Genomic DNA, 11,512 nt, shown 5'->3' on the forward strand with positions numbered 1-11,512 from the left:
AATCGAGGCTGCTATCAATGTTAACAAAGAGGGCATGAATATCGTTCCTGAGATCATGATCCCGCTGGTTGGTTCTGTTAAAGAGCTCAAATATGTCAAAGACGTTGTCACCGCAACTGCTGACGCTGTAATAAAAGAAGCAGGCGTTGACATGAAATATATGGTCGGCACAATGATCGAGATCCCGCGTGCCGCAGTTACAGCTGATGAGATCGCGACAGAGGCTGAGTTCTTCTCATTCGGCACAAACGATTTAACGCAGATGACATTCGGCTTCAGCCGTGATGATGCCGGAAAGTTCTTAAACGATTACTATGACAAGAAGATATTCGAGTCTGATCCGTTTGCTAAATTGGATCAGGACGGTGTCGGCAAGCTTGTCAAGATGGCTGCCGAGCTTGGTAAGAAAACAAGACCGAATATCAAGATGGGTATATGCGGCGAACATGGCGGCGACCCGTCATCTATCGAGTTCTGCCATAACACCGGTCTTAATTATGTATCCTGCTCACCGTTCAGAGTTCCGATTGCGCGTCTTGCGGCGGCACATGCTCAGGTAAAGAATCCAAGAAAGTAAGCAATAAGCGTTACACCATAGCATTTGAATGTAATATACAGGATATAACAGGGTATTGTACGAATGGTACAATACCCTGTTTTTTATATATCTAAAACCAGCAATTTAGCTTAGCTGGCGTTTTGAATTTGTATTTAGAAGAAATTGGGGCTTATTATATACATATATTGTATTTTGGTTTATAATTTGTGTTAATAGAAAATATCTTGACCATAAAGTCAAAATGTATAATTCAAACATATTAGAAGTAATAAAAAGAATACAAGCCCAAGGAGTAAATTGCTATGAAGAGACGCATTATTGCCGTTTTACTAATTTCTGCTATAATTATGGCACTCTCGGGAAACATAGTTGCTGCTTCGACCTTGAATGACGATTATGCATATGTTTTAAATGCGTTGGGGATGTTTAAGGGGAGCGGTAACGGTTATGAATTGGAACAGCCTTGTGATAGACTGATGGGCGCAGTATTACTTGTCAGATTTCTTGGACAAGAGAAAGAAGCACTTAATGAGGAACGACATCAGCCATTTTCCGATGTCGTTGGTACATACGCAGATAAGTATATTACCTATCTAAACTCACAGGGATTGATACAAGGTGTTTCTAAAGCAGAGTATGGAACTGGCATCATGACAGCAGACCAGTTTGCAACCTTAATGCTCAGAGCGCTGGGGTACAAGGACAATATCGACTTTAAGTGGGACGCTTCATTAAAAAAACTAAGTGCTTTGGGGGCGATAACCTCTGACGAATCGGCGAATTTGGAAAACAAAGAATTCCTGAGGAATGATGCGGTTTTTTTGTGTTATAAGACGTTATTTGCAAAATTGAAGGACGGTTCAAATTCATTAGTCAATAAATTGCTGTATCAGGACGTTTTTACAACAACTCAGCTGAATGCCACAAAAGACGGTGCGCTTATGCTTGCAGCTGATATGCCGGATTTAATATATGGTGTTGCAAGCACTAGTTTTTCAGCTGATAATAACGTTAAAGTTAATAATATTCAGGAGTTAAAAGATTTACTCGTTTTAAATATGAAGAATAATTGTTCGGATATTTCGATTTATGCTCCGGGTATAACGAAAGATGAACTTCAAGATGCGGTAAAGGAAGTCGATGCACAATACTGCTGGGATGTCTATGGGGTTGCTGTTGATAGTGTCTGGAATGGATTTGTTTGTGTTGGTACTGAACCTAAAGAATATTTCCCCGTGGAACTCTATTATAAAAATCCGTCAAGATATCAAAAAAATTATCAGTTTTACGATACAGACTTAATTGATCATGATGACGAATATTTAACATTTTCAGAATTGATAGACAAAATAAATGAAATTGACAGTAAAATCATAACTGCGAATATGACAGAAAAGGAGAAGGTGAAGGCAGTTCATGATTGGCTTTGCCTTAATACGAAATATAAAAAAACCGAATATCTTTTGCCGCATATGGCTACAACGGCAATTACAAAAGGTTATGCCGTCTGCGACGGATATGCAGGAGCCTTTAAAATGCTTCTAAACGGGGCGGGAATTGACTGCAAGGTTATATATGGCACTTCAGGAGGTTATGGGCATGCATGGAATCAGGTTAAGATTGATGACAAATGGTATAATGTTGACGTAACATGGGATGATCCTGATTCGGGGAATTATATCAATTATGATTATTTTTGCAAATCGGACACTATATTTAGTAAAGAACATACACCTGATTCGAAATGCAGTCCGGAAACATGCCCTAAATCGCTTGATTAATAAGTACTAATGTTCTGGCTTAATTCAAGGCGGAAGCGGCAAAAGATAAAGTGTTTTTAATAGGAAAATCACTAATTTGGTTCTTGAGCTAGCCGCCGTACAGGCTCAGGTAAAAAATCCAAGATCATAAAACAATAAGTAAAAATTTGCGTGGCTCAATGGGAAAACCTTGAGCCATGAGATTTTTATGGCAATTTTCAAATAACAACTAAGGGAACTGGGTGCTTCCGGGTAAATACAAGTGCCGGTTCCATTTTAATTTAATAAGAGTGCAAAATTTTAATTATGATGATATAATATTTTTTACTAAGTCTAACAAGGTGAAAAGGTTGAAAAGTAAAAGCAAATCTAAAGTTTATAAGATATTATCCGGCTTAAATACGATAAAATGGCGTGTTGCATTTAAAGGCATATTATCTGGGGTAATTGCAGGACTGTTGGTTGTCATGTACAGGCTGGGCATTGAATATGGAACTGAAACGGCTGTAAAAATATATGCTTATTTAAGATTGCATCCATTAATGATTTTATTGTGGGTTTTATTTATTGCTATTGCCGGTCTGTTTATTGCATGGCTTATTAAATTTGAGCCAATGGCCTCTGGAAGCGGAATCCCTCAGGTCGAAGGTCAGCTAATCTATGGTTTAAGAATAAAATGGTACACTGTTCTTGCAGTTAGGTTTTTAGCTGGCATATTGTCATCAATTTTTGGACTTTCGCTTGGACGGGAAGGCCCGTCAATACAAATAGGGGTGTCTGGAAGCCAAGCTTTCGCTAAAAAAATAAGCAAAAATAAAATTGAAGAAAATTATCTTATGACTGGAGGGGCAGCTGCTGGTTTGTCTGCGGCATTCAACGCCCCGCTTTCAGGTATAGTTTTTGCTCTTGAGGAAGTACATAGAAGCTTTTCAGGACTCGTTCTGATAGCTGCGACAACGGCAGCTTTAACAGCCGATGTAGTATCAAAATATTTTTTTGGGCTTAAACCGGTCTTGAGTTTTGCAGTAACACCACAGTTGCCGGAAAGCCTTTATATTTGGCTTTTGCCATTGGGTATTATATCTGGTATTATCGGCGTTTTAATGAACAAAGCTTTATTGGGGGTTCAGACATTTTATAACAACCTTCCATGGTTCGTTCGTCCATGCATTGCATTATTAATCGCCCTGCCATGCGGAATTTTTCTGCCTCAAGTTTTGGGCGGCGGCTCAAATTTGATTAAGCTGGCAGAAACAGCAGACAGAGGTTTTGCCATATTATCGGTCTATCTTGGAATAAAGTTCTTGTTTACATGTACAAGCTTTGGAAGTGGTACTCCCGGGGGAATATTTATGCCAATATTATCCATTGGAGCACTTTCGGGAAGTTTGGTGGGACTGGTTGCAATGCACTTTGGACTTCCGGCAAACTACATTCCTGACTTTGCTGTATGCGGAATGGCAGGTGCCTTATCCGGTTCGGTAAAAGCTCCTGTTACAAGCATCCTATTAGCTGCCGAGATGACAGGTTCTCTTGTTCATTTACTGCCTGTAGCTGCATGTTCATTTATTGCATTATTTTTATCTGGCATTTTAAAAGTGACTCCAATTTATGAGGCTCTGCTAGAACGTATTGTTGAAAAAAATGGGAAAAATATTAAAAATGATAAGCTTGGAGGGGTTGTCGAGATTGCTGTTGAATTTGGAAGCTCAGTTTCAGGTAAATGCATAGGCGAGGTGGAATGGCCTCAAGGCGCTTTAATTGCTGGTATACACCGGGGGGATGATGATATAGTTCCTAGTGGCAATACAAAAATAAATCCAGGCGACTATCTGATAGTGTTATCTTCTGATTGCACTTATAATGATATAAGTGCAAATATGAGAGATTTGTGTTATTACAAAACATGAGTAATTATTACTATATTTTTTAATGAAAGTGTTCTATAATAAAATGCTTTTATTATTAAGTGAAATTTAAGGGGAGAGAGTAAAATGGAGCTTAACATCGAATGGCAGGGACGTATTGAAAAATGGATTGAAACACTTGCGAGCGACCTATATTTTCCGCTGGGGGATATACCCTTGGAGGGGCGTGTGGTAAACGAGCGCTTAAGCCTTGAAGAGGCGCTTGCGGGTAAGTTTGCCCCGGTGAAAACAGGAGATCGCCTGGCAAAGTCTTGGGAATACCTATGGCTTCGCGGCAGTTTCGCTTTGCCAAGTGAGGCGGCTGGCAAACGTATAGTAATGCAGCTTGAAACAGGCGGCGAAAGCTCAATTTATGTAAACGGCGAGGAATTTGGCACGCGCCGCGGAAGTCAGGTCGGAAAGGTCAAGGAACCGTATCATATGATCTGCGACCAGACGCTGACGAGAGATGGCAGAGCGGGGGATAGGTTTGAGATCGCACTTGAAGTTTATGCGGGGCATCCCATGCCTGTAAGAGGGAATGGGAGATCGACAGGGCCGATTATTCCTGGTTCTATTTCAGAAAAAGATGGCGATGCCGCCCGGCTTGAAATCGGGCAGAGCACCTTTGGCATTTGGAATGAAACCGCATATCAGCTTTTGATGGATGTCAAGGTGCTGTGGGATATATTGAACCATATCCCGAGAGAAAGCCTGCGTTCTGCCGACATTTGGGAAGGACTTAAGAACTTCACAACTATTGTGGATTTTGAGCAGGAGCCTGAAGACAGGAATAAATGCTATGAGGCGGCAAGATCAAGGCTTAAACCGCTTTTGGAATGTGTCAACGGTTCTACCATGCCGGAATTTTACGCTTTCGGGCATGCCCATATAGATATTGCATGGCTTTGGCCGATTGCCGAGACAGAGCGTAAAGTAATGCGCACCTTTGCCGCACAGCTTCGGCATATGGACGAATATCCAGAGTATAAATTCCTTCAAAGCCAGCCGCACCTTTACCGCATGGTAAAACAGATGTACCCGAATCTGTATGAAAAGATAAAAGAAAAGGTGAAAAACGGTCAGTGGATACCTGAAGGCGGCATGTGGGTCGAGGCGGACACCAATGTTTCGGGCGGAGAGGCGCTGATACGCCAGTTTGTTCACGGCAAGAGGTTTTTCAAAGACGAGTTCGGCGTCGACAGCCGTATGCTCTGGTTGCCCGATGTCTTCGGATATACCGCCGCTCTGCCGCAGATCATGAAAGGCTGCGGGATAGACAGCTTTTCAACGCAGAAGCTGCTTTGGAGCTATAATGGCGGTGATGAATTCCCTTATAATTATTTCGATTGGGTTGGAATAGACGGGACGGGCGTCAAAACGTTCATGCATGCAAACTATAACTCGCAGACATATGCGGGCGACATGATAGACAGGTGGAACAGCCGAAGACAGCGCAGCGGCATCCGCGGATTTCTTGTGCCCTTCGGATACGGGGATGGCGGCGGCGGACCATCACGAGACCATATGGAAAGCGTTATGCGAGAACATGATATCGAAGGATGCCCGAAACTCAAATGCGCAAATCCGAATGAGTTTTTTAAAAACCATCCTGCTCCAATAGAAAGCTATGTCGGTGAGTTATACCTGCAGTGCCACCGGGGAACGCTGACATCTCAGGCTAAAACGAAAAAAGGAAATCGTAAATGCGAGCTGGCGCTTCGTGAGTCTGAATTCTGGGCAGCCGCATCAAAGTTAAAGTTCGGATATGATTATCCTTATAAAACTTTGGATGAACTGTGGAAGGATGTTCTTCTCTGCCAGTTCCACGATATTCTCCCCGGCTCGTCGATAGCGCGTGTCTATACCGAGGCGGAGGCTTTATATGACCGTGTCTTAGACTCTCTTTCGAATATTCGAAAGAATATTGCAAAAAAATGCATCAGTTACGGCAATGCGGTAACTGTTCTGAATTCACTTTCTTGGGAGAGAACGGCTTATGTTCCGCTGCCTGACGGCTTTGAGGGGGCAAGTGCGAACGGCACGACACTTCCTGTTCAGAAAATTGGCGGTAAGCTTATAGCAAAGGCCGCTGTGCCACCATGCGGAAGCGTAACGCTTATCCCCGCAAAAGCACTGACTATAGCCGAAGGCGCCTGTGCTTATATAGACGAAAATGCCGTTTTGGAAAACAGCTTTATTAAAGCCGTATTCAACAAGAAGGGCGAAATTACTTCGATTATGGATAAATCAACCGGGCGTGAGCTTGCGCGTGGCTTATGCAATGAGATGAAAATGTATAAGGATATACCGCGCAAATACGAAGCGTGGGATATTGACCTGACATATGAGGCATGTCCTGTTGCGCTTAATGGTGACGCGGTTTTTGAAATTTCGGCAGAAGGACCGCTCATGGCTGCCCTGAAAATCACCCGTACTTTGAATAATTCTATAATGACACAGTTTGCCCGTCTGACCTGTGACAGCGCAAGGGTCGACTTTGAAACAATGATCGACTGGAATGAATCGCATAAACTTCTCAAAGTCGGTTTTGACGTCGATTATAATACCGATGAGGCAATGCACGAAATTCAATTTGGATATGTTAAACGTCCGAATCACCGTTCACGGCAGTATGATCTCGACCGTTTCGAGGTGTCAAACCATAAGTGGACGGCGCTTGCCGAGTCCAACCGTGGCTTTGCGGTGCTTAACGACTGCAAATACGGTGTAAATGTGGTGGACAGCTGCATAAATCTTACCCTGCTCCGTTCTACAGGTTATCCGGATGCAAATGCCGACATCGGCAGACAAAGCTTTACCTACAGCTTTTACCCCTACAACGGCAACTTTAAAAAGAGCGGCGTTGTAAAAGAAGGATATTTTCTAAACTGCCCGGTGGAAGTCATGCCTGGAGCTGGATTTGACGGCTCACTGATGACGGTTTCTGAGGAAAACATTGTAATCGAGACCTTTAAAGCCGCCGAAGACGGATCGGAAGATTATATAATGCGCATGTATGAATCGGCAGGTACCCGAACTGACGCAAAACTTGAAATAAAGCTGCCCTGCGGGAAAGCATACAGCTGTGACATGCTTGAAAATATTGAAAAAGAAATTCCAGTAAGTAAAAGGGATGAAATCGTGCAAATCCCTCTTTCATTCAAGCCATTTGAAATAAAAACGATAAAATTAAGTAAATAATAAAGAAAATCAAGCGAATGTTTATAAAACTTCGCTTGATTTTTTATTTGTTAAGGTTTATTATCTTAAAAATCATAAAGATGCCAATAAAAGATATTAAGGAAGAACTGACAGGATTTTATCGTTGCCAGAGCAGTTTAATAAAGATATAATTGATAAGTGATTTTGATAGACTGTGAGGTTGATATGAAAACATCAATATTAAATTATAAAACAGAAATCATACAGACTGCGGCAGCAGCGGCAGTTTCTGTTATTTATATGATTATCCTTACTATTTGCAAGTCAAGTAGCAGAATAGTCGAAAATATATTTGTTCCAATTGCGAATTATTTGAGTATACCCCTTAAGACGGTTTTCGGGATTTTCCCGTTTTCGGTCTTTGAGTGGTTTATTTTGCTGTTATTACCGATTGCGGCATTGATCGTTTTTTTATTTTACAGAAAATATAAGAACATGTCGACTTTGCACTTTACTTTACGTGCAATTACAACAGTTTTATTGATTGCTGTCATTTGCTATTTGATTTATGGACTGTTATTTGGATTTGCAGGTTATCGCTTATCTATGGCTCAAAGTGTTTTTGGAAGCGAGCCAAAACCTGATGCCCAAAAACTTTATGAAACATCAGTCTACATGGCTCTAAAAGCCAGTGAGACCCGTGAAGCAGCAGCTTCTGAAAAATTTGATTTTTCCAAAATATCATCTGAGTTAAAAAAGGATTACCTTAAGGATTCAAAGAATTACAGTTTTTTGAAACTGCCTGTTTCAAATCCCAAAAAGGTTATATTCAGCAAGGCGATGTCGTATACAGATATAACGGGCATATACTTTCCTGTTACGGCTGAGGCTAACGTCAACACGAATGATTTAGATTTTAACCTGCCCTTTACTATGGCGCATGAAATGGCACACAGCGCTATGGTAACACGAGAGGCTGAGGCTAATTTTACAGCCTTTTTAATCTGCAGTGACAGTGATGACCCGCTTATAAGATATTCTGCGTATGTCAATGCTTTAACATACAGCATGAATGCTCTTTATGACACTGATAAGGACAAGTTTAATAAATTGATCCCCTATATCAGCACCGGAGTTATAGAAGATCTTAGAGCACAAAACAACCATTGGGCTAAATATAATGGCGTAGTCGCTGACGTTTCTCAGAAAATTAATGATGCGCATATAAAAATCAGCGGTCAGCCTGCGGGCGTAGCGAGTTATGGAAAAGTAACTGATTTGCTGATTGAGTGGTATTCCAATCGCAAATCATAAAAATGTTACTTTACTCATATAATTATAAAGAGCATATTTATTCGAATTTGGTGAATAAATATACACAAAATGTAAAAAAAACTATTGAATATGTAAACAAATTGTGATAAAGTTAGAGCAATAAGTTTTTATTGGGAGGTTACATATGAAAAAGTTTTTTGCAATTATGTTATCTGCTGCAATGCTTCTGACTATGCTTGTTGGATGCGGCAGTGCAAAAACTAGTCAAACTTCAAAGTCATCTGACAATTCAGAAACGACAAACTCTACAAAAACAACCAGTTCAGCAAAAATTGATAAAATTAAAGCTGCAGGAAAGCTTGTAATGTACACGAATGCAGAATTTCCGCCATATGAGTTTATGAAGGGCAGCGATTATGCAGGCGTAGATGTTGAAATCGGCAAAAAAATTGCGGATAAACTTGGTGTTAAACTTGAAATCAATAATACCAACTTTGATGGAATTGTTGCATCCATTGGTTCCGGTAAGGGTGATATCGGGCTTTCAGGTATTACAATAACAGATGAGAGAAAAGAGCAAGTGGATTTTTCACATCCTTATGTTGACTCTGTTCAATATCTGATTGTGGCTAATGATTCGCCTCTCCAATATGTAGAAGATTTTGCTGGCAAAAATGTCGGCGGTCAGACTGGAACTACAGGTGCACTTCTGATGCAGGATGAAATAGATAAAGGCGTTCTTAAAGGTTCAAACGCAAAAGTTACAACATACGACAGCGCGCCGACTGCTATGCTTGATTTGAAATCAAAGAGGATCGATGCTGTTGTTATTGACAAAGAGACCGCAATTAACCTTGCAAAAGAGAACACAGGTTATAAATCTATTCCTCTTAAATATAAGAACGGCAATCCTATGACAGAACAGTATGGTATTGCAGTTGCGAAGGGCAGCGATGATCTTTTAAAGGTTATCAATGAAGTTGTTGACGATATGGTTTCTAAGGGCGAAGTCACAAATCTCGTTAATCAATACACCGAACAGAAGTAATTTTATTTAATATGTCGTTTGCACTATAACTGTGCAAACGACATTTCCATGTTTTTGGAGGGTCAATGGCTGATTTAATTACAAACTTCAACCGAACCTTTATTACCGACAGCCGATATAAGCTTTTCTTGCAGGGACTTGAGGCAACGCTTGTTATTGCTTTTTTTGCAACAATAATAGGTATTTTAATTGGTATACTTGTAGCTGTGCTCAAAGTATACATATACCAATCTAAGGGCCAGGTAAAAAACGGTTTTTTAAAGGTTGTTCATAAAATTATAGATTTAATTCTTGATACATACCTTACTCTGTTTAGAGGAACACCAGTTGTTGTACAGCTGATGATTCTGTTTTATTTGGTTTTTACATGGATAAACCAAGGAATTTATGTTGCAATTCTGGGCTTTGGTATAAATTCTGGTGCCTATGTATCTGAGATAGTCAGAGGAGGCATACTCTCAATAGATAAAGGGCAGACAGAGGCGGGTCGCTCTCTGGGGCTAACATCGTGGCAGACTATGCGCTGTATTGTGTTGCCTCAGGCATTTAAAAATATACTTCCTGCGCTATTTAATGAGTTCATAGCCTTGCTTAAAGAAACATCGGTTGCTGGATATATCACAGTTATCGATCTTACTAAAGCGGCAGATTTAGTTAGAAGCCGCACGTTTCAGGCGTTTTTCCCTCTTATATCAATTGCTATCATCTATCTTGTTCTTGTAATAGGCTTGACATGGGTGCAGAGAAGCATCGAAAGGAGGCTGCGCAAGAGTGATAGACATTAAAAACCTTACTAAAAGTTTCGGCAATAATCAGGTTCTCAAAGGGATCGATGAACACATCGACAAAGGAGAAAAGGTCGTTATCATCGGGCCGTCAGGTTCAGGAAAATCAACTTTTTTGCGTTGCCTTAATTTGCTTGAACAGCCTACGAGCGGTGAAATCTGGTTTGAAGGCAATCAAATAACCGATCCTAAATGCAATATAAACGCTTTGCGGCAGAAAATGGGCATGGTGTTTCAGCATTTTAACCTATTTCCACATCTTACAGTAAAGGAAAATATTACTCTGGCACCAGTGAAACTTGGGCTTATGTCGCAAAAAGACGCACAGGCGCGCGCTATTGAACTGCTTCAGAGGATAGGTCTGGCAGATAAGTTAGAAGAATACCCCAATATGCTGTCCGGTGGTCAGAAACAGAGGATCGCTATTGTCAGAGCACTTGCGATGAACCCTGATGTAATGCTTTTCGACGAGCCGACAAGTGCACTTGATCCTGAAATGGTCGGTGAAGTGCTTGATGTAATGCGTGAACTCGCAGATGCCGGTATGACAATGGTACTTGTTACTCACGAAATGGGATTTGCAAAAGAGATTGCGACAAGAGTGCTGTTTATGGATGAAGGGCGTATTCTGGAACAGGGTGATCCAAAACAGTTTTTTGCTAATCCGCAAAACCAGAGATTAAAAGATTTTTTAAGCAAAGTGCTATAATATTTATCGGCGGGCTTTCTGACTAAAACAGATAGCCCGCCGAATTTTAGATATTATCAGGAGAAACAAATGCGAGAGATGCTTTTGAAAATATATCAACTGCTTTTCGATTATTATAAAGTAGACAAGTGGTGGCCGTCGGATGACGCATATGAAATATGCGTTGGTGCAATATTGACTCAAAATACTAACTGGGAGAATGTGAAGAAGTCTCTAGCTAATTTTAGTGTTCTTACGCCAGAAACGGTTATTTCGATGGAAGACGATGAGCTTCAGGAAAAAATAAGACCAAGTGGTTTTTATA

At 40.8% G+C, this 11,512-nt stretch carries 9 protein-coding genes; all 9 read left to right on the top strand.

Translation table 11 applies throughout. The features are described 5' to 3' along the window. Window positions 1-577: putative PEP-binding protein (locus Q8865_09525; GenBank protein ID MDP4153659.1), on the top strand; the 577-nt coding region annotated here is incomplete at its 5' end. A gap of 284 nt (window positions 578-861) precedes the next feature. Beyond that, window positions 862-2,340: a transglutaminase domain-containing protein gene (locus Q8865_09530; GenBank protein ID MDP4153660.1), complete on the top strand. Its 1,479-nt coding sequence runs from the start codon at window positions 862-864 to the stop codon at window positions 2,338-2,340. 329 nt (window positions 2,341-2,669) lie between these two features. Next, on the top strand, window positions 2,670-4,229 hold the full coding sequence (locus tag Q8865_09535) for a ClC family H(+)/Cl(-) exchange transporter (protein MDP4153661.1): 1,560 nt from the start codon (window positions 2,670-2,672) through the stop codon (window positions 4,227-4,229). Between the two features lie 84 nt (window positions 4,230-4,313). After that, on the top strand, window positions 4,314-7,430 hold the full coding sequence (locus Q8865_09540) for a glycoside hydrolase family 38 C-terminal domain-containing protein (protein MDP4153662.1): 3,117 nt from the start codon (window positions 4,314-4,316) through the stop codon (window positions 7,428-7,430). Between the two features lie 186 nt (window positions 7,431-7,616). Beyond that, window positions 7,617-8,705, top strand: coding sequence for a DUF3810 domain-containing protein (locus tag Q8865_09545; protein MDP4153663.1), 1,089 nt, complete (start codon window positions 7,617-7,619; stop codon window positions 8,703-8,705). A 145-nt stretch (window positions 8,706-8,850) separates the two neighbouring features. Then, the gene (locus tag Q8865_09550; protein MDP4153664.1) at window positions 8,851-9,714 is read left to right on the top strand and encodes a transporter substrate-binding domain-containing protein; all 864 of its coding nucleotides are present in this window, start codon (window positions 8,851-8,853) and stop codon (window positions 9,712-9,714) included. 65 nt (window positions 9,715-9,779) lie between these two features. Next, a complete protein-coding gene (locus tag Q8865_09555; protein MDP4153665.1) occupies window positions 9,780-10,499 on the top strand; it encodes an amino acid ABC transporter permease in 720 nt (239 codons plus the stop codon). Beyond that, complete coding sequence (locus Q8865_09560; protein ID MDP4153666.1) at window positions 10,486-11,208, top strand: amino acid ABC transporter ATP-binding protein; 723 nt, start codon at window positions 10,486-10,488, stop codon at window positions 11,206-11,208. Before Q8865_09555 ends, Q8865_09560 begins: the two co-directional genes overlap by 14 nt. 69 nt (window positions 11,209-11,277) lie before the next feature. After that, window positions 11,278-11,512 (top strand): endonuclease (locus tag Q8865_09565; protein MDP4153667.1); only part of this gene is annotated, 235 nt, incomplete at its 3' end.

Source organism: Bacillota bacterium (assembly GCA_030705925.1).
Taxonomy (GTDB): domain Bacteria; phylum Bacillota; class Clostridia; order Oscillospirales; family Feifaniaceae; genus JAUZPM01.

What these genes read in the sequence shown, in the direction of transcription:
- Q8865_09530 (MDP4153660.1), top strand. Translation starts at nt 862, where the DNA reads ATGAAGAGACGCATTATTGCCGTTTTACTAATTTCTGCTATAATTATG.
- Q8865_09545 (MDP4153663.1), top strand. Translation starts at nt 7,617, where the DNA reads ATGAAAACATCAATATTAAATTATAAAACAGAAATCATACAGACTGCG.
- Q8865_09555 (MDP4153665.1), top strand. Translation starts at nt 9,780, where the DNA reads ATGGCTGATTTAATTACAAACTTCAACCGAACCTTTATTACCGACAGC.
- Q8865_09550 (MDP4153664.1), top strand. Translation starts at nt 8,851, where the DNA reads ATGAAAAAGTTTTTTGCAATTATGTTATCTGCTGCAATGCTTCTGACT.
- Q8865_09540 (MDP4153662.1), top strand. Translation starts at nt 4,314, where the DNA reads ATGGAGCTTAACATCGAATGGCAGGGACGTATTGAAAAATGGATTGAA.